This is a genomic window from Nocardioides plantarum, assembly GCF_006346395.1.
Taxonomy (GTDB): Bacteria; Actinomycetota; Actinomycetes; order Propionibacteriales; family Nocardioidaceae; genus Nocardioides; species Nocardioides plantarum.
Window position 1 is genome coordinate 212,515 of record NZ_VDMS01000002.1, and the last position, 21,413, is coordinate 233,927.

At 70.7% G+C, this 21,413-nt stretch carries 15 protein-coding genes and 1 tRNA gene; 8 read left to right on the forward strand and 8 right to left on the reverse strand.

What is annotated here, in order from left to right; all coding sequences use genetic code 11:
* Nucleotides 1-94: 94 nt before the first annotated feature.
* Nucleotides 95-2,782 (reverse strand): DNA polymerase I, encoded by a 2,688-nt coding sequence (gene polA, locus FJQ56_RS13025; RefSeq protein ID WP_140010006.1) that lies wholly within the window; start codon nucleotides 2,780-2,782, stop codon nucleotides 95-97.
* Nucleotides 2,783-2,836: 54 nt separating this feature from the next.
* Here polA and FJQ56_RS13030 point away from each other — a divergent pair, with 54 nt between their 5' ends.
* A complete protein-coding gene (locus FJQ56_RS13030; protein ID WP_140010007.1) occupies nucleotides 2,837-3,280 on the forward strand; it encodes a hotdog fold thioesterase in 444 nt (147 codons plus the stop codon).
* A 28-nt stretch (nucleotides 3,281-3,308) separates the two neighbouring features.
* Here FJQ56_RS13030 and FJQ56_RS13035 read toward each other — a convergent pair whose 3' ends face one another.
* Nucleotides 3,309-3,896: a GNAT family N-acetyltransferase gene (locus tag FJQ56_RS13035; protein ID WP_246084141.1), complete on the reverse strand. Its 588-nt coding sequence runs from the start codon at nucleotides 3,894-3,896 to the stop codon at nucleotides 3,309-3,311.
* A gap of 107 nt (nucleotides 3,897-4,003) precedes the next feature.
* On the opposite strand from FJQ56_RS13035, the gene FJQ56_RS13040 reads away from it, so the two are divergent.
* From FJQ56_RS13040 to FJQ56_RS13060, 5 genes are all read left to right on the forward strand, one after another.
* Nucleotides 4,004-4,750: a DUF554 domain-containing protein gene (locus FJQ56_RS13040; RefSeq protein ID WP_140010008.1), complete on the forward strand. Its 747-nt coding sequence runs from the start codon at nucleotides 4,004-4,006 to the stop codon at nucleotides 4,748-4,750.
* A gap of 209 nt (nucleotides 4,751-4,959) precedes the next feature.
* Entirely contained in the window at nucleotides 4,960-6,348 is a 1,389-nt protein-coding gene (locus FJQ56_RS13045; RefSeq protein WP_170215401.1) for an ABC transporter permease subunit, read from the forward strand.
* A 16-nt stretch (nucleotides 6,349-6,364) separates the two neighbouring features.
* Entirely contained in the window at nucleotides 6,365-7,342 is a 978-nt protein-coding gene (locus tag FJQ56_RS13050; RefSeq protein WP_140010010.1) for a branched-chain amino acid ABC transporter permease, read from the forward strand.
* A complete protein-coding gene (locus tag FJQ56_RS13055) occupies nucleotides 7,332-8,315 on the forward strand; it encodes an ABC transporter ATP-binding protein (RefSeq protein ID WP_140010011.1) in 984 nt (327 codons plus the stop codon). Before FJQ56_RS13050 ends, FJQ56_RS13055 begins: the two co-directional genes overlap by 11 nt.
* The gene (locus tag FJQ56_RS13060; protein ID WP_170215402.1) at nucleotides 8,312-9,160 is read left to right on the forward strand and encodes an ABC transporter ATP-binding protein; all 849 of its coding nucleotides are present in this window, start codon (nucleotides 8,312-8,314) and stop codon (nucleotides 9,158-9,160) included. Before FJQ56_RS13055 ends, FJQ56_RS13060 begins: the two co-directional genes overlap by 4 nt.
* Before the next feature lie 351 nt (nucleotides 9,161-9,511).
* Here the strand turns inward: FJQ56_RS13060 and FJQ56_RS13065 are convergent, their stop codons facing one another.
* A complete protein-coding gene (locus FJQ56_RS13065) occupies nucleotides 9,512-10,870 on the reverse strand; it encodes an ABC transporter substrate-binding protein (protein WP_246084142.1) in 1,359 nt (452 codons plus the stop codon).
* Between the two features lie 155 nt (nucleotides 10,871-11,025).
* Nucleotides 11,026-11,640, reverse strand: a complete 615-nt coding sequence (locus FJQ56_RS13070) for an ANTAR domain-containing response regulator (protein ID WP_140010012.1) — start codon at nucleotides 11,638-11,640, stop codon at nucleotides 11,026-11,028.
* A gap of 132 nt (nucleotides 11,641-11,772) precedes the next feature.
* Between FJQ56_RS13070 and FJQ56_RS13075 the strand changes: the two genes are divergently transcribed.
* Nucleotides 11,773-11,845, forward strand: a tRNA-Leu gene (locus tag FJQ56_RS13075).
* Nucleotides 11,846-11,951: 106 nt separating this feature from the next.
* On the forward strand, nucleotides 11,952-12,539 hold the full coding sequence (locus tag FJQ56_RS13080; protein WP_140010013.1) for a hypothetical protein: 588 nt from the start codon (nucleotides 11,952-11,954) through the stop codon (nucleotides 12,537-12,539).
* Nucleotides 12,540-12,549: 10 nt separating this feature from the next.
* On the opposite strand, the gene pyk is transcribed toward FJQ56_RS13080, so the two are convergent.
* The 4 genes from pyk to lgt form a co-directional block, all read right to left on the reverse strand.
* Nucleotides 12,550-14,013: a pyruvate kinase gene (gene pyk / locus FJQ56_RS13085; protein WP_140010014.1), complete on the reverse strand. Its 1,464-nt coding sequence runs from the start codon at nucleotides 14,011-14,013 to the stop codon at nucleotides 12,550-12,552.
* Between the two features lie 123 nt (nucleotides 14,014-14,136).
* The gene (locus tag FJQ56_RS13090) at nucleotides 14,137-15,624 is read right to left on the reverse strand and encodes a glutamate synthase subunit beta (protein WP_140010015.1); all 1,488 of its coding nucleotides are present in this window, start codon (nucleotides 15,622-15,624) and stop codon (nucleotides 14,137-14,139) included.
* Nucleotides 15,617-20,176 carry a glutamate synthase large subunit gene (gltB, locus tag FJQ56_RS13095; protein ID WP_140010016.1) on the reverse strand — a complete coding sequence of 1,520 codons (4,560 nt, stop codon included), beginning with the start codon at nucleotides 20,174-20,176 and terminating at the stop codon, nucleotides 15,617-15,619. The genes FJQ56_RS13090 and gltB overlap by 8 nt, the downstream gene beginning before the upstream one ends.
* Before the next feature lie 145 nt (nucleotides 20,177-20,321).
* The gene (gene lgt / locus FJQ56_RS13100) at nucleotides 20,322-21,413 is read right to left on the reverse strand and encodes a prolipoprotein diacylglyceryl transferase (RefSeq protein ID WP_246084143.1); all 1,092 of its coding nucleotides are present in this window, start codon (nucleotides 21,411-21,413) and stop codon (nucleotides 20,322-20,324) included.

Genomic DNA, 21,413 nt, shown 5'->3' on the forward strand with positions numbered 1-21,413 from the left:
GTCGAGCGTCCGGGTCGCCGACCGAGCTTGCTCGGGCGCGAACCGGCGTCGAGACCCCCGCAACCGGTCTACGGGACTCGACCACCGCCTGGCGTCAATGCGCCGCGTCGTGCCAGGAGCGACCGGTGCCGACGGAGACGTCGAGCGGCACGGTGAGGTCGGCGGCGCCGGCCATCTGCTCGCGCACCACCCGCTCGAGGGCCTCGGCCTCACCCGGCGCGACCTCGAAGACGAGCTCGTCGTGGACCTGGAGCAGCATCCGAGAGCGCAGCGAGCTCGCGTCGAGCGCCTCCTGGGTGCGCAGCATGGCCACCTTGATCAGGTCGGCGGCCGAGCCCTGGATGGGGGCGTTGAGGGCCATCCGCTCCGCCATCTCGCGCCGCTGGCGGTTGTCGCTGTTGAGGTCGGGCAGGTAGCGCCGCCGGCCCATGATGGTCTCGGTGTAGTCGTCCTTGCGGGCCTGGACGACCACGCTCTGCAGGTAGTCGCGGATGCCGCCGAAGGTCTCGAAGTACTCGTCCATCAGCCCGCGCGCCTCACCGGGCTCGATGCCGAGCTGCTGACCCAGGCCGAAGGCGGACAGCCCGTAGGCCAGGCCGTAGTTCATCGCCTTGATCTTGGCGCGCTGCTCGACGGTCACCTGGTCGGCCGGGGTGTCGAAGACCCGCGCCGCGGTGATCGAGTGGAAGTCGCTGCCGGACCGGAACGCCTCGATGAGCAGGGCGTCGTCGGACAGGTGGGCCATGATCCGCATCTCGATCTGGCTGTAGTCGGCGGTCAGCAGCGACTCCTGTCCCTCGCCCACGACGAAGCCCTCGCGGATGCGACGGCCCTCCTCGGTGCGGATCGGGATGTTCTGCAGGTTGGGCTCGGTGCTGGACAACCGACCGGTGGCGGCGATGGTCTGGTTGAACGTGGTGTGGATGCGGCCGTCGGGCGCCACCGTCTTGAGCAGGCCGTCGATGGTCTGCCGCAGCCGGATCACGTCTCGGTGCCGCAGCAGGTGGGCCAGGAACGGGTGCTCGGTCTTGACGTAGAGGGCCTGCAGCGCGTCGGCGTCGGTCGTGTAGCCCGTCTTGGTCTTCTTGGTCTTGGGCATCTCGAGCTCGTCGAACAGCACCGCCTGCAGCTGCTTGGGCGAGCCCAGGTTGATCTCGCGCCCGATCGTGTCGTAGGCCGACTCGGCGGCTCGGCGCACCTCGGTGTCGAACTCGCTCTGCAGGGACTCGAGGTAGTCGACGTCGACGGCGATGCCGGTCTGCTCCATGCGGGCCAGCAGGTGCACCAGGGGCAGCTCGACCCCCGCGAGCAGCGGTGCGGCGCCGCGCTCGTCGAGCTCGGCGTCGAGCGCCTCGGCGAGGTCGAGGACCGCGCGGGCGTGGAGCATCGCGGGACCGGCGACGTCGGTGCTGGCGTCGAAGAGCAGCCCCTGGTCGTCCTCGCCCTGCTCCTGCTTGAGCTCGCGCTTGAGGTAGCGCACGGTCAGGTCGGCCAGGTCGTAGGACCGCTGGTCGGGGCGCACGAGGTAGGCGGCCAGCGCGGTGTCGCTCACGACGCCGGCCAGGGTCCACCCGTGGGCCGCCAGCGCCAGCTCGGGGCCCTTGGCGTCGTGGAAGACCTTGGGCCGGTCGGGGGCGGCCAGCCACGCGGCCAGCGCGGCGTCGTCGTCGGGGGTCAGGGTCGTGGCGTCGACGTAGGCCGAGCGGCCCGTCGCGGTCGCCAGGCCCAGGCCCTCGACCTGGCCGGTGCCGCTGCCCCAGGTGCCGCGGACGTGCAGACCGGTGCGCTCCTCGCCGAGCTCGGCCAGCCAGTCCCCCACGGTGCCCGGCTCGAGCGCCGCGCCGGACAGCTCGAAGCCGCCCTCCTCGAGGATCTCGACCGAGCCGACCTCCTCGAACAGGCGGTTGCGCAGCACCCGGAACTCGAGACCGTCGAACAGCGTGTGCACCTCCTGGCGGTCCCAGGCCTGGCGGGCCATGTCACGCGGGTGCAGGTCGAGGTCGAGGTCGCGGATCAGGGCGTTGAGCCGGCGGTTGCGGATGACGTCGCCGAGGTGGGCCCGCAGGCTGTCGCCGGCCTTGCCCTTGATCTCGTCGGCGTGGGTGATGAGGTTGTCGAGGCCGTCGTAGGTGGCCAGCCACTTGGCCGCGGTCTTGGGGCCGACGCCGGGGATGCCGGGGAGGTTGTCGGAGTCCTCACCCACCAGCGCGGCGAGCTCGGGGTAGCGGTCGGGCACCACGCCGTACTTGGCCTCGACGGTCGCCGGGGTGTGCCGCGCCATCTCGGACACGCCGCGCATCGGGTAGAGCAGGGTGCTGGCCTCGGTGACCAGCTGGAACGCGTCGCGGTCGCCGGAGAGGATGAGGACCTCCATGCCCTCGGCCAGCGCCTGCGTCGTGAGGGTCGCGATGATGTCGTCGGCCTCGAAGCCGGGCTTCTTCAGGTAGGGGATGCGCAGCGCGTCGAGGACCTCCTCGATGAGCGCCAGCTGGCCACCGAACTCGTCGGGGCTCTTGTTGCGCTTGGCCTTGTATTCGGAGTACTCCTCCATGCGGAAGGTCTGGCGCGAGACGTCGAAGGCGACCGCGATGTGGGTCGGCTGCTCGTCGCGGAGCATATTGATCAGCATCGAGGTGAACCCGAAGACCGCGTTGGTGTGCTGCCCGGTGGTGGTGGAGAAGTTCTCGACCGGCAGCGCGAAGAACGCCCGGTAGGCCAGGGAGTGGCCGTCGAGCAGGAGCAGCCGCGGAGGGGTGGACGGATCAACGGGTGCCTCGGTCACGCGCCCGACCCTAGCCGTCACCGCCGACACCCCGGCGCACGGCAGGATGGCGGCATGAACTCCACGCCGGACGACGAGAGCCAGGCCGTCATCGAGGCCATGTCCACGATGCCGATGGGTGCGCTCAACGACAAGATGGGGGTCGTGCTGGTCGAGATGACCGCCGACCGGATCGTCGCGACCATGCCGGTCGAGGGCAACCAGCAGCCCTACGGCCTGCTCCACGGGGGTGCCTCGGTCGTCCTGGCCGAGACCCTCGGCTCGATGGGCTCGGCGATCCACGCCCACCCGATGGACAAGGTCGCCGTCGGCGTCGACATCAACGCCACCCACCACCGCTCGGCGACCAGCGGTCTGGTCACCGGGGTCGCGACGCCGGTGCACCGCGGCCGGTCGAGCGCGTGCTGGGAGGTGGTGATCACCGACGAGCGCGGCAAGCGCGTGTGCACGTCGCGGATCACCTGTGCCCTGGTCCCCAAGGCCAGCCTCGGGATGTGAGCGCCGACCCCAGCGATCAGCAGGGCGGTCAGGAGTTGGGCGTGAGGGGCGGGCGGGCGCGCCGCATCGAGCGACGTGCGGCCAGCACGCGGGTGAGCTGGCGCCCGTCGGCCGCCGACGCCTGCAGCGCCGGCCGCTGGGCGCTCAGCCGGGCCCGGACGGCTGCCACCGGCGCCGACCGGTAGGTCGCCAGCGGCCCGAGTGCGAGGCGGGCCATGAAGCGGTTGCCGTCGCGCGAGCCGGCGGTCACGGCGGTGCAGACCTGGGTCACGCCGATCTCCTCGGCGAACGACACCGAGCACTCCATCAGCATCCGGCCGATGCCGTGGCGCCGGAAGTCGGGGGCGACGCAGGGTGAGAGCACCTGGACGGCGTGGTCGAGGTTGAGCGAGCTCACGGTCGTCGCCTTGAGCAGCACCGCCCCGGCCCGCTGCCCGTCGTACTCGGCGACGACCAGGCGCTGCTCTGGTGTGGAGCCCGCCGTCTTGATGATGTGCTCGAGGTCGGCGACCAGGTCGGGCTGCTCGGCCCGGCGCATCGCGCCGGACCACAGCTCGACCAGGAACGGCGCATCGTGAACCTCGGCGGCGCGCAGCATGACGAGCGACCGTGACACCGACGACCTCCTGCTCGTGCCCGAGGGGCTGCGGCCCCCCAGGGCCCTGGCTCGCCGACGAACACTACGCTCAGGGCGCTCGGCGTGACAGAGGAGGCCTGAGTTTCGTGTTCCCCGGCATCGGCACCGCCGTCAACGTGGCGACCGTGCTCGCCGGAGCGGTGCTCGGTCGGCTCCTCGGCGACCGACTGCCCCAGCGGACCCGCGACCTGGTGACCGACGGCCTGGGCCTGGTCACCCTGCTGATCGCGGCCACCTCGGCCGTCGCGGTGCTCGACCCGGCCCTGGCCAGCGAGGTCGGCGACAGCGCGCCGATGCTGATCGTGCTGGGCGCCGTGCTCCTCGGCGGGGTCGCGGGCTCGCTGTGCCGCCTCGAGAGCCGGGTGGAGGCGCTCGGTGGGTGGCTGCAGCGTCGACTGGCCGGCGAGCAGGGATCCGCGGAGCGCCAGCGGTTCATCGAGGGCTTCGTGGTGTCGTCCCTGATCTTCTGCACCGGCCCGCTGACGATCCTGGGAGCGCTCAACGACGGCCTGGGCAACGGCGCCGACCAGCTCTACCTCAAGGCGACCCTCGACGGCTTCGCCGCCATCGCGTTCGCGGCGTCCTTCGGGTGGGGCGTCGCGGCGAGCGCCGTGACCGTCGTGGTCGTGCAGGGATCGCTGACCGTGCTGGGCGTGGCCGTCGGCGACGTGCTGCCCGCCGCCCACCTGGCGGCGATCACCGCCACCGGCGGCCTGCTGCTCGTCGGGGTGGCGATGCGCCTGCTCCGGATCCGGGAGATCCCGGTCGCCGACCTGCTGCCGGCCCTGCTGGTCGCTCCCGCGCTCGTCACGCTCGTCGCCGCCGTACGCTGAGGCGGCCGCAACCGGGACGAGACAGGGCCCGAGACAGGAATGTGCCCACGTCGTTACCCGTAGGCGCCGCACGGACGCCCGCCAGGGCATAGCCTGCGCACGGCCGATGTCCGCGGGAACCCCCGCGACGACTGTTCGACCCGGATATGCTGCCGCGATCTGTGGCCCCGGACCTCGCCCGAGACCACTGCACCGGTGACAGGAGTTCCATGCACACCCGCTCTTCCTCGTTCCCAGGGCGACCCCGGCGACTCGGCCTCGCCCGGGTCGGGGCGATCGCCGCGCTGTCGCTGCTCGCCCTGCTGCTGGTCGGAGGCGTCTCCTCCGCCGAAGCCGCCTCGCCGCCCGCCCAGGCCACCGCCGCCGGCTGCCAGGGCACCCCGATCGACAAGACGGTCCGGGGCACCCTGAAGAACTCCGCCGCCGACGACACCCCCGTGGCCGACGTCAAGATCACCGTCACCAACTGCGACGGCGAGGAGTTCGAGGGCGCGACCGACGAGGCCGGCAACTTCGAGATCGCCTTCACCAGCGGTCTGGGTCCCGTCTCGGTGACCATCGACCCCGAGACCCTGCCCGACGGCGTCGAGCTGCGCACCGACAAGACCACCAACGTGATCACGGGGTCGCTGTCGACCATCAACACCGCGTTCCCGATCGGCCCCGACGACCGCGACACCGAGACCAAGTGGGACCGGGTCCCCGACCTGATCTACAGCGGTCTGCTGTTCGGGCTGATCCTGGCGCTGGCGGCCCTGGGCCTCAACATGATCTTCGGGACGACCGGGCTGACGAACTTCGCCCACGGTGAGCTGATCAGCTTCGGGGCGATCGTCACCTTCTACATCAGCACCGGCGTCGACCTGCCGTTCACCGACTCCGAGCTCAACCTGCCGTTCCTGGTCGCCGCCCCGTTGGCGGTGCTGCTGGCGATGGGCTTCGGCTGGCTGCAGGACACCTGGCTCTGGAGGCCGCTGCGCAACCGCGACGTCGGCCTGATCGCGGCGATGATCGTGACCATCGGGCTGCAGTTCTTCCTGCGCAACATCTACGCCTACGTGACCGGCTCGCGGTTCCAGACCTACGACGAGTACTACACGCCGGACGGCAAGGACTTCCACGGGCTGTTCACCTACACCTCGCGTGACCTGTTCGTGGCCGGCACCTGCATCGTGGTGCTCCTGGCCGTCATCCTCGCGCTCTCCTACACCCGCCTGGGCCGCGCGACGCGCGCCGTCGCCGACAACCCCGCCCTGGCCGCCTCGACCGGCATCAACGTCGACCGCGTCATCTCCATGGTGTGGATCGTCGGCACCGGCCTGGCCGCCCTGGCCGGCGTCTTCCTCGGCTTCCAGCTGGGCGTGACCTACCAGATCGGCCAGCTGGTCCTGCTGCTGCTGTTCGCCGCGATCTGCGTCGGCGGGCTGGGCTCGATCTGGGGTGCCGTCGTCGGTGCCCTCCTGATCGGCGTGCTCATCGACCTGTCCACGCTGTTCATCAACGCCGACCTCAAGAACGCCGGCGCCCTGCTCCTGCTCATCGTGATCCTTCTCGTCCGCCCCCAAGGCCTCCTGGGCCGCCGGGAACGGATCGGCTGAGGCGAAAGGACCGCTCATGCCTGACTTCATCTCCGTCCCGTTCCACGACGGGCTGTCACCGATCGCCATCTCCTACGTGCTCGCCGCGATGGGTCTCAACATCCACTTCGGCTACACCGGCCTGCTCAACTTCGGCCAGGCCGCGTTCGCGGCGGCCGGCGGCTACGCCATGGCGGTCACCATCGTCTCCTTCGACGTGCCCTTCATCCCGGCGATCCTCCTCGGGATCCTGGCCGCCGTCGTGCTGTCCCTGATCATGGGCATCCCGACCCTGCGACTACGCGCCGACTATCTGGCCATCGTCACCATCGCGGTGGCCGAGATCCTCAGACTCGTCGTGACGACGTCCTACAAGGACTACTTCCACGCCCGCGACGGGGTCAGCGGGTTCACCTCGACCTTCCGGTCCTGGAGCCCCTACAAGGGCATGGACGGCAACTTCTTGACCTTCAGCGCCGGAGACCTGTGGGTGATGACCGTGGGCTGGATCCTGGTCGCCCTGATCTGCGTGCTCGTCTTCCTGCTGATGCGCAGCCCGTGGGGTCGCGTGCTGAAGTCGATCCGCGAGGACGAGGACGCCGTCCGCTCGCTCGGCAAGAACGTCTACTCCTACAAGCTCCAGGCGCTCATCCTCGGCGGCGTGATCGGTGCCGTCGGCGGCTTCGTCGGCGCGCTGGGCCTGGCCTCGGTGCAGCCCGACACGTTCACCACCGACTTCACCTTCATCGCCTTCACGATGCTGATCCTCGGCGGCGCGGCGCGGGTCCTGTCGCCCGTGGTCGGTGCCGTGCTCTTCTGGGCGCTGCTCTCGCTGCTCGCGGTCGTGCTCAGCTCGCTCGCCGACCTCTCGTGGATGCCCGACAGCCTGCTCGACAACACCCGGATCGGGAACCTGCGGTTCGCAGCCGTGGGCCTGGCCCTCATGCTGCTGATGATCTACCGCCCGCAGGGACTCTTCGGGGACAAGAAGGAGATCGCGATCGATGCCCGCTGACGACAGCATCAACCTCAGCAAGCCCGGGACGGAGCCGGCCGCCGTACCCGCCGAGCCCGCCGCCGGCGGCCCCGTCACCGGCAAGGCCGGGCTCGTCGGCCTGGCCGCCGAGCCGGGGGTCGCCAAGCCCGACCCGATCCTGGTCGCGCACGGCATCACCCGGCAGTTCGGTGGCCTCAAGGCCGTCGACGTGGCCCACGTCGAGGTCCAGCGCGGGGTGATCACCGCGCTGATCGGCCCCAACGGCGCCGGCAAGACGACGTTCTTCAACCTGCTCACCGGGTTCGACACCCCCGACGCCGGCGACCGGTCCTTCAACGGCAAGTCGCTGAAGCGGTCCTCGGCCAGCCGGGTCGCCCGGCTCGGGATGGTGCGCACCTTCCAGCTGACCAAGGTGCTCTCGAAGCTCACGGTCATGGAGAACATGCGCCTGGGCGCCACCGGCCAGCTCGGCGAGCGCTTCTGGGCTGCCCCGTTCCGCTTCCTGTGGGCCGACCAGGAGAGCAACGTGACCGCGCGGGCGACCGAGCTGCTGCAGCGCTTCAAGCTCGACGCCAAGGCCGACGACTTCGCCGGCTCCCTGTCGGGCGGGCAGCGCAAGCTGCTCGAGATGGCCCGCTCCCTCATGGTCAACCCCGAGCTGGTGATGCTCGACGAGCCGATGGCCGGGGTCAACCCCGCGCTCAAGCAGTCGCTGCTGGGCCACGTGAAGTCGCTGCGCGAGGAGGGCATGTCCGTGCTCTTCGTCGAGCACGACATGGACATGGTGCGCGACATCTCCGACTGGGTCATCGTGATGGCCCAGGGCCAGGTGATCGCCGAGGGTCCCCCCGACTCCGTCATGACCGACCAGCGCGTGATCGACGCCTACCTCGGCGCCCACCACGACACCGACATCACCGAGCTCGACCTCGAGGCGGTTGCCGCCGAGGCCGAGGCCGAGATTCTTTCCGAGCGAGGAGACTCCGCGTGAGCGACCTGTCCAAGCGTCCGAGCACCGAGCTCGACGACCTCGAGGCCGACGCCGTCGTCCCCGTCGACAGCGCGGCCGAGGCGCGCGCCGCCCAGGCGCGCGAGAAGCACCTGGCCGCCGCCGACGGCGCGGTCCTGCGCGCCGACAACCTGATCGCCGGCTACGTGCCCGGGGTCAACATCCTCAACGGCGCCGACCTCTACTGCCAGCCCGGCGAGCTCGTCGGCATCATCGGTCCCAACGGCGCCGGCAAGTCCACCCTGCTCAAGGCGCTGTTCGGCCTGGTCAAGGTGCACACGGGGTCGGTGGTCCTGCGTGGCGACGACATCACCAACGCCCGCGCCGACGTGCTGGTGACCAAGGGCATCGGCTTCGTGCCGCAGTCCAACAACGTGTTCCCCAGCCTCACCATCGCCGAGAACCTCCAGATGGGCTGCTACCAGGCCCCCTCGAAGTTCTCCTCCCGGTTCGAGTTCGTCACCTCCATCTTCCCCGCCCTCGGGACCCGGCGCGGCCAGCGCGCCGGCTCGCTCTCCGGTGGCGAGCGACAGATGGTCGCCATGGGCCGAGCGCTGATGATGGAGCCTTCGGTGCTGCTCCTCGACGAGCCGTCCGCCGGGCTGTCCCCCGCGCTGCAGGACGAGGTGTTCGTCCAGACCCGCGAGATCAACCGGGCCGGCGTCAGCGTCGTCATGGTCGAGCAGAACGCCGCCCGCTGCCTGCAGATCTGCGACCGCGGCTACGTGCTCGACCAGGGCCGCAACGCCTACACCGCGACCGGTCGCGAGCTCGCGACCGACCCGAAGGTCATCGAGCTCTACCTCGGCACCCTCGCCAAGAGCTGAGCCCACCCTCGTCGTACGACGAAGCGCCCCGTCCCCGCACTTGAGCGGGGGCGGGGCGCTTTCTCTTCGCCGAGCAGGACCGCCGGGCCCTGTGGCGGTGGGTGAGCCACCGTTCTGGTGCCCGGCGGTGGCGGGTTCGGTGGCTGACGCACCGCCAGTCACGCCGACGGCCACGGCGGTGACTCAACCACCGTGACGACGGTCCGGGCGAGCCTGTTCGGTGGTGGATGCACCGCCGGTCACGCCGACCGGTGATGTCTCGGCTCAGCCGGGGCCGGACGCGCAACAGGGCCCCGGGTGCTGGTGCACCCGGGGCCCTGTGGAGTGGAGCGTCAGACGATCAGGAGACGGTCAGGAACCCTGGCCGATACCGGCCTGGATGAACGCCGGGATGATCTTCTTGGTCTCGTCGAACGCGATGAGGACGATCGCGTCGGGGTCCTCGGCCGCGATGGCCTGGACCTCGGCGTTGTAGTTGGCCGCCTCGGGCGAGTAGAGCTGGTAGGACACCACGGTGCCACCGGCCTCCTCGTAGAACTTCTTCACGTTCTCGGCCAGCGCCTCGCCGTAGGAGTCCTGGCGGGCCAGGATCGCGACGTTCTGCTTGCCGTCACCGATGACCGTGGAGGCCATGACCTGGCCCTGGAGGACGTCGGACGGAGCGGTGCGGAAGTAGAGACCGCTGTCGGCGTAGGTGTCGAACGCCGTCGAGGTGTTGGCGGGCGAGATCTGCACGACGCCGGCCTGGGTGATCTTGTCGATCACCGAGAGCGACACCGAGGAGGACGCCGCACCGACGATGACGTCGGAGTTGTCGGCGAGCAGCTTGTCGACCTCGCCGGGGGCGATGTTGGGGGTTCCGTCGCCGGAGTCGGCCTTGGACTGCTCGACGTCCTTGCCCAGGACGCCACCAGCGGCGTTGATCTCCTTGACGGCCAGGTCGACACCCGCGAACTCCGGGGGCCCGAGGAAGGCGAGGTCACCGCTCGAGGGCAGCAGCGTGCCGACGGTCAGGACACCGTCGCCGGGCTTGGGGCTGCCCGAGATCTTCTGGTCGGGCTTGACGTCGGTCGAGTCGGGGATCTGACCGGTGATGTAGTCGAGCGGCTTGTAGTTGTTGTCGGCGCCGTACTGGAAGATGCCGATCGTGGCCGCGGACGGGCTGCCGGTCGAGTTGAGGTCGATCGGGCCGGAGACACCGTCGTAGTCGATGTCGGTGCCGTCGGCGAGCAGGCCGGCGCACGTCTTGAAATCGGTGCACTTCTCACCGCCGGCGGTCACCTCCTGCATCTTGGCGCCGATCGCGGTGCCCGAGTCGTTGTCGGCCGCGATGGCCGCGAGCGCCGCGACGACGGTGGCGTCGTAGGACTCGGGGCCGTAGGTGAAGTCCTTGAGTTTCTTGTTGACGCCCAGCAGGCGCTCCTTGAAGTCGTCACCGAGCTCGGCACCGGGGTAGGTCGCCTTGACACCCTCGAGGGTGCCGGGGTCGAAGTCGTCGGTGTAGTTGGCCGTGTTGCCGTCGACGAAGTAGATCTGTCGACCGGTGTCCTCGGGGGCCGCCGACGTCGACTCGGACGAGCTGCTGCTCGGGGCCGCCGACGGGTCCGCGTCGTTGTTGTCGTCGTCGCTCTCGCTGCCGCAGGCCGCGAACACCAGGGTGCTCGCCACCGCGACGATCCCGAGTCGCGCTGTCTTACTGAGGGGCTTCATGGGGGTCCTCCGCTTCATCTGGGATCGTCAGTCCGTGCCGACGACCACGCACAACCTAGTGCGTGCGGGCCCCCTGGGGGCGGGAGTCCGCCCCTGTTGCCAATTCGTGATCTTTCCGTCGCCGGAGCGCCGACCCACGGCCCGGAGACGCGCGGTCAGGGGGTCGAGCGGCCGGGGACGCCGTGGGTGACGACGCCCTCGGCGACCTCGCGCATCGAGAGCCGCAGGTCCATCGCGGTCTTCTGGATCCAGCGGAACGCGTCGGGCTCGGAGAGCTGGAGCTGCTGCTGCAGGATCCCCTTGGCCCGGTCGACCGACTTGCGGGTCTCCAGCCGGTCCTGCAGGTCGGAGACCTCGGTCTCGAGCTGGGACAGCTCGGCGAACCGCGAGAGGGCCATCTCGATCGCGGGCACCAGGTCGGACTGGGTGAACGGCTTGACCAGGTAGGCCATGGCGCCGGCGTCGCGCGCGCGCTCGACGAGGTCGCGCTGGCTGAACGCGGTGAGGATGACGACCGGTGCGATCCGCTTGGCCGCGATCGCCTCCGCGGCCGCGATCCCGTCGAGCACCGGCATCTTGACGTCGAGGATCACCAGGTCGGGCCGCAGCTCGGTCGCCAGCTCGATCGCCCGGGCGCCGTCACCGGCCTGGCCGACGACGTCGTAGCCCTCCTCGGTGAGCATCTCGGCGAGGTCCATCCGGATGAGGGTCTCGTCCTCGGCGATCACGACCGTGCGGGTCGAGCTGGAGGTGGTCGGGGCGTCGGTCACCCGGGCAATCTAGTACCTCGGGCCGCGCCCCACCGCCGGTGCTCGCGGCACAGCCCCCGCGCGGTGGGCATCGTCACCGGGTCACCGGGACACGCCGACCGGCCGGGCATCGGCTAGGGTTTCGCTCCGCCCGCCCCGATAGCCCAACGGCAGAGGCGATGGTCTCAAACACCATTCAGTGTGGGTTCGAATCCCACTCGGGGCACTCACGGCGCACGGGTGTCGGTGGTCGCTGCGGCCATCGGCACCGGACGCGTCGATCGATGCGTCGACCAGTGCGTCCGCCGGAGCGGAGCGCTAGCGTCTGCGGGGTGCGATCCACCCTCGTGGCGACGTCGGTCGCCGTCCTCGTGACCGGCTCCCTGCTCGCCGGGTGCGGGTCCGACGACGAGGCGGGCTCCACGCCCACCCCCTCGACCGGCGACTCCCCCGGTCGGCACCGGGCCCAGTGCATCGTCTCGGACCCCGAGGGCGAGGTGATCCTGCACCCCGGGTCGTTCGTGCCCGACCAGCGCCTGGTGCTCCGGGACGCAGCGCTCGAGGGTGCCGACAACCTCGAGGTCGTCGAGCGGGCCGTCGTCCGGTTCACCGGCCGCGCGACGGTGCAGGGCATCGTGCAGGACTACCCGCCGCTGAAGACGGCGGGACTGGCCGACTCGCTGGCCGACTGGGACAGCCGACGAGACCTGCCGGGCCTGGTCCTGGGACCCGACGACGGGCAGCAGGCGGTGCTGGTCGCCGTACGCCTGGCCGACCCCACGCGGCCCGGCCACCTCGTCGGGGTGAGCCTGCGAGCCGACGGCGGGTCGACGTCGTACGCGCAGCCCGTGCTGATCGAGCCGCACGGCGCGCTGTGCACCGTGGCGGAGTACGACAGCACCCTCGACTGGGTGCCCTGACGGGGATCGGTCAGGACTGGCGGCGGTAGGCCGGGGCGACCTCGTTGATGGCGTCGCCCATCCGGTGGATGCGCAGCGCGTTGGTCGAACCGGGGATGCCCGGCGGGCTGCCGGCGACGATGACCACGAGGTCGCCCTCCTGGACACGGCCGATGGCCAGCAGCTGCTCGTCGACCTGACGCACCATCTCGTCGGTGTGGTCGACGCTCTGGGTGCGGAACGTCTCGACACCCCAGGTGAGGGCCAGCTGGGAGCGCACCCGGTTCTCGGGGGTGAAGGCCAGGACCGGGATGGCGCTGCGGATGCGCGCCAGCCGGCGGGCCGAGTCGCCGCTCTGGGTGAAGGCGACGACGTACTTGGCGCCCACGCGGGCGGCGACCTCCTCGGCCGCCTTGGCGATCACGCCGCCACCGGTGTGGGGGTCCCACTCGATCGCGGTGAAGCGTCCCGACTCGACGGCCTCGAGCGCGTGGTCCTCGGTCGAGGAGATGATGCGCGCCATCGTCTCGACCGTGTGGATCGGGTGGTCGCCCACGCTGGTCTCGCCCGAGAGCATCACCGCGTCGGCACCGTCGAGCACCGCGTTGGCGACGTCGCTGGCCTCGGCGCGGGTCGGGGCCGCGCTGGTGATCATCGACTCGAGCATCTGCGTCGCCACGATGACCGGCTTGGCGTTGAGCCGCGCCTTGTGGACGATCTTCTTCTGCAGGAACGGCACGTCCTCGAGCGGGCACTCCACGGCCAGGTCGCCGCGGGCGACCATGAAGCCGTCGAAGGCCTCGATGACCTCGTCGAGGTTGTCGATGGCCTGGGGCTTCTCGATCTTGGCGATGACGGGGAGCATGTTGCCCTCCTCGCGCATGATCGCGCGCACGTCCTCGGCGTCCTTGGCGTCGCGCACGAAGCTCAGCGCGATGAAGTCGACGCCGAGCGCCAGGGCGAAGCGCAGGTCGGCGATGTCCTTCTCGGACATGGCCGGCACGGAGACGGCGACCCCGGGCAGGTTGATGCCCTTGTGGTTGCTCACCGGTCCGCCCACCAGCACCTCGGTCTCGACCTCGGTGCCCTCGACGCCGACGACCCGCAGCCGGATCTTGCCGTCGTCGATGAGGATCGGGTCGCCCGGGTTGACGTCGCCGGGCAGCCCGGCGTACGTCGTCCCGGCGACGAGCCCGTCGCCGGGCACCTCGCGCGTGGTGATGGTCCAACGCTGTCCGCGGTGGAGGATCGCGTGACCCTCGGCGAACGTCGCCAACCGGATCTTGGGTCCCTGCAGGTCGGCGAAGATGCCGACGCCGTGGCCCGAGGCGTCAGCGGCCTCGCGCACCAGCCGGTAGGTCTCGGCGTGCACCTCGTGGGACCCGTGACTCATGTTGAGCCGGGCGACGTCCATCCCGGCGTAGACGAGTTCACGGATCCGCCTCTCGGAGCTGGTGGCCGGACCCAGGGTGCACACGATCTTTGCTCTTCGCACCGGACCACCCTAGCGCTTTTGGATCGTTAAAACGTCCCATCCCGCGACCGACCCGTCGCCCATGGGCGACGGGTCGACCTCACTTCTGCGCTGACCCGTCGCCCATGGGCGACGGGTCAGCGGTCAGACGACCAGGGGGCGGGCCGTGGGGAGGATCGGCGAGGGCAGGGTCGTCGAGCCGGTGAGGAAGACGTCGACGGCCGCGGCCGCGGCGCGACCCTCGGCGATGGCCCAGACGATGAGCGACTGCCCCCGGCCGACGTCGCCCGCCGAGAACACGCCCGGCACCGACGTCTGGTAGGAGCGGTCGCGCGCGACGTTGCCGCGCTCGTCGAGGTCGACGCCGAGCTGCTCGACCAGGCCAGCCTTCTCGGGGCCGACGAAGCCCATGGCGAAGAGCACGAGCTCGGCAGGGATCTCGCGCTCGGTCCCCTCGATCTCGGTCAGCCTGCCGCCCTCGAAGACCACGTCGACGATGAGCAGCGCACGCACGTTGCCCTCGTCGTCGCCGCGGAACTCCTTGGTGGACACGGCGTAGACCCGCTCGCCGGCCTCCTCGTGGGCCGAGGAGACCTTGAACGTCATCGGGTACGTCGGCCACGGCTGTCCGGCCGGGCGCGACGTCGGGGGCTCGGGCATGATCTCGAGCTGCGTGATCGACGCGGCACCGTGGCGCGTGGAGGTGCCCAGGCAGTCGGCCCCGGTGTCACCGCCGCCGATGATGACGACGTTCTTGCCGGTGGCCAGGATCTGCTCGGACCCGTCGAGGGTCGGGGCGTCGCCCACGGCCGCGCGGTTGGCCTGGGGCAGGAACTCCATGGCCTGGTGGATCCCGCCGAGCTCGCGCCCGGGCACCGGCAGGTCGCGGGCCTGGGTCGCGCCCATCGCGAGCACGACGGCGTCGTAGCGCTCGCGCAGCTGCTCACCGGTCAGCCCGGACTCCTCGGAGCCCACCTCGACGCCGGCCCGGAAGACGGTGCCCTCGCGCTTCATCTGCGCCAGGCGCCGGTCGAGGTGCTGCTTCTCCATCTTGAACTCGGGGATCCCGTAGCGCAGCAGGCCGCCGATCTTGTCGGCGCGCTCGTAGACGGCGACCGTGTGGCCGGCGCGGGTGAGCTGCTGGGCGGCGGCCAGGCCGGCCGGGCCGGAGCCGATCACCGCGACCGTGCGGCCCGAGAGCCACTCGGGTGCCTGCGGCCGGACCAGTCCGGAGTCCCAGGCCTTGTCGATGATCGAGACCTCGACGTTCTTGATGGTCACGGGGTCCTGGTTGATCCCGAGCACGCAGGCCGTCTCGCACGGCGCCGGGCACAGCCGCCCGGTGAACTCCGGGAAGTTGTTGGTGGCGTGGAGCCGCTCGATCGCCCCCTCCCAGTCGTCGCGCCAGACCAGGTCGTTCCACTCGGGGATGATGTTGCCGAGCGGGCAGCCCGAGTGGCAGAACGGGATGCCGCAGTCCATGCAGCGTCCGGCCTGCTCGGTGATGATCGGCAGCAGGGCCCGACCGGCCGAGCCGGGGTAGACCTCGTTCCAGTCCTGGACGCGCTCCTCGACCGGGCGACGCTCGGCGACCTGGCGGCCGTCCTTCAGAAAACCTCTCGGATCAGCCATGGAGGGCCTCCATCATCTTGTGGGCGACCTCGGACTCGTCGAGCCCGTCCGCCTCGGCCTTCGCCTTGGCCTCGAGCACGATGCGGTAGTCGCGGGGCATCACCTCGGTGAAGCGGGTCAGGGCGGTGTCCCAGTCGGCGAGCAGCTCCTCAGCCACGCTCGACCCGGTCTCCTCGTGGTGCTCGCGGACCAGTGCCTCGAGCTCGTGGGCCGCCTCGCCCGAGACGGGACCGAGCTCGACGAGCTCGGTGTTGACCCGGAAGGGCTTGAGGTCGAGCACCCAGGCCACGCCTCCGGACATGCCGGCGGCGAAGTTGCGGCCGGTCTTGCCGAGCACGGCGACCCGGCCGCCGGTCATGTACTCGCAGCCGTGGTCGCCCACGCCCTCGGTGACCAGCCGCGCGCCGGAGTTGCGGACCGCGAAACGTTCGCCCACCCCGCCGCGCAGGAAGATCCGCCCCGACGTCGCGCCGTAGGCGATCGTGTTGCCGGCGATGATCTGCTCGTTGCTGCGGAAGGTCGCGGCGCGGTCGGGGCGCAGCACGATCCTCCCGCCCGACAGCCCCTTGCCGACGTAGTCGTTGGCGTCGCCCTCGAGCCGCAGGGTGATGCCCCGGGGCAGGAACGCCCCGAACGACTGGCCCGCCGACCCGGTGAAGGTGAGGTCGATGGTGCCCTCGGGGAGTCCCTCCCCGCCGTACCGCTTGGTGACCTCGTGGCCGAGGATCGTGCCGACGGTGCGGTTGACGTTGCGGATCGCGAGCTGGGCCCGCACCGGCTCGCCGCGCTCGAGGGCCGCCTCAGCGAGCGGGACCAGCTGCGTGACGTCGAGCGACCTCTCGAGCCCGTGGTCCTGGGTCTTGGTACGACGCCGGGCCTGGTCGGGGAAGTGGCTGGTGTCGACCTCGTGCAGGATCGGCGACAGGTCGAGGCCGGCCGCCTTCCAGTGATTGACCGCCTCGGCCATGTCGAGGGCCGAGACCTGACCGACGGCCTCCTCGAGGCTGCGGAACCCGAGCTCGGCGAGGAGCTCGCGGACCTCCTGGGCGACGTACTCGAAGAAGGTCACGACGTAGTCGGCCTTGCCCGAGAAGCGCTCGCGCAGCACGGGGTTCTGCGTGGCGACCCCGACGGGACAGGTGTCGAGGTGGCAGACCCGCATCAGGATGCAGCCCGACACGACGAGCGGTGCGGTGGCGAAGCAGTACTCCTCCGCACCGAGGAGCGCGGCGATGACCACGTCGCGGCCGGTCTTGAGCTGGCCGTCGGTCTGCACCACGATCCGGTCGCGCAGCCCGTTGAGAAGCAGCGTCTGCTGGGTCTCGGCCAGGCCGAGCTCCCAGGGTCCGCCCGCGTGCTTGAGCGAGGTGAGCGGCGAGGCGCCGGTGCCGCCGTCGTGGCCCGAGACGAGAACGACGTCGGCGTGGGCCTTGGAGACGCCGGTGGCGACGGTGCCGACGCCCACCTCGCTGACCAGCTTGACGTGCACGCGGGCCTGCGGGTTGGCGTTCTTGAGGTCGTGGATCAGCTGGGCGAGGTCCTCGATGGAGTAGATGTCGTGGTGGGGCGGGGGGCTGATCAGCCCGACGCCGGGCGTGGAGTGCCGGGTCTTGGCCACCCAGGGGTAGACCTTGTTGCCGGGCAGCTGCCCGCCCTCGCCGGGCTTGGCGCCCTGGGCCATCTTGATCTGGATGTCGTCGGCGTTGGTGAGGTACTCGGAGGTGACGCCGAAGCGGCCCGAGGCGACCTGCTTGATCGCGCTGCGGCGCTCTGGGTCGTGGAGCCGGTCGGCGTCCTCGCCGCCCTCACCGGTGTTGGACTTGCCGCCCAGCCGGTTCATCGCGATGGCCAGCGTCTCGTGGGCCTCCTGCGAGATCGACCCGTAGGACATCGCCCCCGTCGCGAACCGCTTGACGATCTCGCTGACCGGCTCGACGTCCTCGATCGGGATCGAGTCGCGCCCGGTGACGTGGGAGCCCTTGAAGCGGAACAGCCCGCGCAGCGTCATCAGCTGGGTCGACTGCTCGTCGACCGCCGCGGTGTACTGCTTGAAGACGTCGTAGCGCTGGCTGCGCGTCGCGTGCTGCAGCCGGAACACCGTCTCGGGGTTGAACAGGTGGGGCTCGCCGTCGCGGCGCCACTGGTACTCGCCGCCGATCTCGAGCTCGCGGTGGGTGGGCAGCACGCCGCCGCGGGGGTACGCCGTGGCGTGACGCCGAGCGACCTCCTCGGCGATCGTGTCGAGACCGATGCCGCCGAGCTTGGACGTCGTCCCGGTGAAGTAGGGCTCGATGACCTCGTGGGACAGCCCGACCGCCTCGAAGATCTGGGCGCCGGTGTAGGAGGCGACGGTGGAGACGCCCATCTTGGACATCACCTTGAGCACGCCCTTGCCGAGGGCCTTGATCAGGTTGGCGACGGCCTTCTCGGGCTCGACCTTGACGTAGTAGCCCTCGCGGGCGAGGTCCTCGACCGACTCCATGGCCAGGTAGGGGTTGACCGCGGCCGCGCCGTAGCCCACGAGCAGGGCCACGTGGTGGACCTCGCGGACGTCGCCGGCCTCGACGACCAGGCCGACCTCGGTGCGCGACTTCTCGCGGACCAGGTGGTGGTGGACCGCACCGGTGAGCAGCAGCGACGGGATCGGCGCGAGGTCGGCGTCGCCGTGCCGGTCGGAGAGCACGATGATCCGCGCCCCGCCGGCGATGGCCTCGCTGACCTCGGCGCAGATCTCGGCCAACCGCGCGGCCATCGCCTCGCCTCCCCCGGCGACCTCGTAGAGGCCGCGGGCGACGTGGGTGATGAAGCCGGGCATGTCGCCGTCGTGGTTGATGTGACGGATCTTGGCGAGGTCGTCGTTGGAGATGACCGGGAACGGCAGCACGACCTGGCGACACGACGCCGGCGTCGGCTCGAGCAGGTTGGACTCGGGACCGATGGTGCCGTTGAGCGAGGTGACGAGCTCCTCGCGGATCGCGTCGAGCGGTGGGTTGGTGACCTGGGCGAAGAGCTGGGAGAAGTAGTCGAACAGCAGCCGGGGCTTCTCGCTGAGCGCCGCGATGGGGGTGTCGGTGCCCATCGAGCCGAGCGCCTCGCCGCCGGTGCTCGCCATCGGGCTCAGCAGCACCCGCAGCTCCTCCTCGGAGTAGCCGAAGATCTGCTGGCGCCGGGTCACCGAGGCGTGGGTGTGCACGATGTGCTCGCGCTCGGGGATGTCGTCGAGGTGGATGAGACCGGCGTGCAGCCACTCGCCGTAGGGGTGCTCGGCGGCGAGCTCGGCCTTGACCTCCTCGTCCTCGATGATGCGGTGCTCGTCGGTGTCGACCAGGAACATCCGGCCCGGCTGGAGCCTGCCCTTGCGGACGATCGTGGCGGGGTCGAGGTCGAGCACGCCGACCTCGGAGGCCAGCACGACGAGGCCGTCGTCGGTGACCCAGTAGCGCGAGGGGCGCAGGCCGTTGCGGTCGAGGACCGCACCGATCTGCGAGCCGTCGGTGAAGACGACGCACGCGGGGCCGTCCCACGGCTCCATCAGGGCCGAGTGGAACGAGTAGAAGTCGCGGCGCTTGGCGTCCATCTCGGTGTGGTTCTCCCACGCCTCGGGGATCATCATCAGCACCGAGTGGGGCAGAGACCGCCCGCCCATGTGGAGCAGCTCGAGCACCTCGTCGAACGACGCCGAGTCGGAGGCCCCGGGCGTGCAGATCGGGAAGAGCCGGTCGAGGTCGCCCGGGATGACGTCGGAGGCCAGCAGCGCCTCGCGGGCCCGCATCCAGTTGCGGTTGCCCATCACGGTGTTGATCTCGCCGTTGTGGGCGATGAACCGGAACGGGTGCGACAGCGGCCAGCTCGGGAAGGTGTTGGTCGAGAAGCGCGAGTGGACGACCGCGAGCGCCGAGGCGACGCGCTCGTCGCGCAGGTCGGGGAACACCTGGTCGAGCTGGTCGGTGGTGAGCATGCCCTTGTAGGCCAGCGTGCGCGAGGACAGCGACGGGAAGTAGACCGCGGTCTCGCTCTCGGCCCGCTTGCGCAGGCAGAACGCGCGGCGCTCGAGGGCCATGCCGGTCAGCCGTTGGCCGGCCGCGGCCACGAAGAGCTGGCTGAAGACCGGCATCACGGCGAGGGCGGTGCTGCCCAGCACGCTGGGGTCGGTGGGGACCTCGCGCCAGCCCAGGACCGTGAGGCCCTCCTCGGCGGCGATCTCCTCGATCCGCGCGCGGGACCGGGCGACGTCGTCGGCGTCGCCCTGCAGGAACGCGGTGCCCACGGCGTACGACGCGGGCGAGGGCAGGTCGAAACCGGCCTCGGCGGTCACGGCGCGCAGGAACTCGTCGGGCACCTGGAGCAGGATCCCCGCCCCGTCGCCGGAGTTGACCTCGGCGCCGGCGGCGCCGCGGTGGTCGAGGTTGCGCAGGGCCGTCAGGGCCTTCAGGACGATGTCATGGCTGGCGACACCGGTGAGGGTCGCGACGAACGCGACTCCACAGGCATCGTGCTCGGCGGCGGGGTCGTAGAGCCCCTGGGCGGGCGGGAACGCGTGCTCGTAGGGCACTGGTGTTCTCCCGTCGGCGGGACAGCTCCAAAAACAGCTGTCGTGGTGGAGTCGCAGGGACGACGTCGGCCCACGCGGCGGAGATCGTGAGATTACCAGGATGTTTCGGACCGGGCGGGTGGGTCGTCCACCCGTGGACACCCCCTCAGCGCGAGGGGTCGGAGGACGCGGGCTCGGGACCCGCCTCGGCCTGGTCGTCCGCGTCGTCGCCGGCTGCCCGCGTGGCGTCCTCGTCGGCGTCGGCGTCGGACTTGGTGTCGGTCGCCTCGGGGTCCGTGACGGTCCCGGCGGCCTCGGCGGCGGCGGCCGCGTCAGCAGCGGGGCCGAAGCCGTCGCGGTAGACCGACTCCTCGCGTCCGAGGTGGCGCCGGGTGGTCACGACGAAGTAGACGAAGGCCACCACGAACAGCACGATCGAGGTCCAGACGTTGAACCGCAGTCCGAGCACGTTCTCGAGCTGGACGTTGTCGACGCGGAGGTACTCGATCCAGCCGCGGCCGAGGGTGTAGCCCATGACGTAGAGGGCGAACACCCGACCGAAGCCGAGCTTGAAGCGCCGCTCGGCCCACAGCAGCAGCCCGAAGACGCCGAGGTTCCAGAAGAACTCGTAGAGGTAGGTCGGGTGGAAGACCGTGCCGTCGGCGTACGGGCCGCCGTTGCTCGTGCCGCAGAGCGCGCCGTCGGTCTGCTGACCGTCGACCAGGCACTGCCACTTGGACGTGTCGATCTCCAGGCCCCAGGGCAGGTCGGTGGGCTTGCCGTAGAGCTCCTGGTTGAACCAGTTGCCCCACCGGCCGATCGCCTGGGCCACGATGACGCCGGGGGCGAGGACGTCGAGCATCGGGGCGACCCGGATGCCCTTGCGGCGCGCCCAGAGCCACACACCGAGGGAGCCGAGGGCGACGGCGCCCCAGATGCCGAGCCCGCCCTGCCAGACGAAGAGGGCCTTGACGGGGTCTCCCCCGTCGCCGAAGTACTTCTTCCAGTCGGTCGCGACGTGGTAGAGGCGGGCCCCGACGACACCGAACGGGACCGCCCACACGGCGAGGTCCTGCACCTCGCCGGGCCGTCCGCCGCGGGCCTGCCAGCGGCGCTCACCGATCACGATCGCGACGATGATGCCGGCGATGATGCACAGCGCGTAGCCGCGCAGCGGGAGCGGACCGAGGTGCCAGACGCCCTGGGAGGGGCTGGGGATCGTCAGGCTGGTCAGCGTCGACAGGCTCGTCAGGGTCAC

Coding starts and splice junctions, on each gene's coding strand:
- FJQ56_RS13030 (WP_140010007.1), top strand. CDS start 2,837: ATGAACTCCACGCCGGACGACGAGAGCCAGGCCGTCATCGAGGCCATG.
- FJQ56_RS13045 (WP_170215401.1), top strand. CDS start 4,960: ATGCACACCCGCTCTTCCTCGTTCCCAGGGCGACCCCGGCGACTCGGC.
- FJQ56_RS13050 (WP_140010010.1), top strand. CDS start 6,365: ATGCCTGACTTCATCTCCGTCCCGTTCCACGACGGGCTGTCACCGATC.
- FJQ56_RS13055 (WP_140010011.1), top strand. CDS start 7,332: ATGCCCGCTGACGACAGCATCAACCTCAGCAAGCCCGGGACGGAGCCG.
- FJQ56_RS13065 (WP_246084142.1), bottom strand. CDS start 10,870: ATGAAGCCCCTCAGTAAGACAGCGCGACTCGGGATCGTCGCGGTGGCG.
- FJQ56_RS13090 (WP_140010015.1), bottom strand. CDS start 15,624: ATGGCTGATCCGAGAGGTTTTCTGAAGGACGGCCGCCAGGTCGCCGAG.